Genomic DNA, 351 nt, shown 5'->3' with positions numbered 1-351 from the left:
CCAGGGTGTGGGCGTTGGCATCGTGCTTGAAGAAATAGAACAGGCCTTCCTCGGTGGACAGGCGGTCGAACAGATAGAGGTCGGTGTCTCCGGCCTGGACGCAGTATTCACGCGGCGCATGCGGGGTGTGGATGTAGGGCTGGTAATCAAGAACGCCGTGCTCGTCCAACACCGACTTGAGGATCTCGGGCACCGTCTTCTGTTGAAAAATACGCCAGTCGGAACTCAGGGCCAGGCGGGCCAGTTGCGGCTCCACCAGCAGGCGGTAACGGGTGCGGCGAAAGCCGGTTTTACCCTGGGTGAAGCTGCTGACCAAGCCATGCACATGCCGCACCTGCAGGCCGCCTTGCC

Annotated in this window: 1 protein-coding gene; it reads right to left on the bottom strand. The window is 61.5% G+C overall.

Annotated elements, in window-relative coordinates; translation table 11 throughout:
- On the bottom strand, positions 1–351 hold a 351-nt coding region (locus J5M73_RS31550), incomplete at both ends, for a contractile injection system protein, VgrG/Pvc8 family (RefSeq protein WP_279381774.1).

This window comes from Pseudomonas sp. 50_B, assembly GCF_017491625.1.
In the GTDB taxonomy this organism is placed as follows: domain Bacteria; phylum Pseudomonadota; class Gammaproteobacteria; order Pseudomonadales; family Pseudomonadaceae; genus Aquipseudomonas; species Aquipseudomonas danubii.
This window is presented reverse-complemented; position numbering and strand designations above follow the sequence as displayed.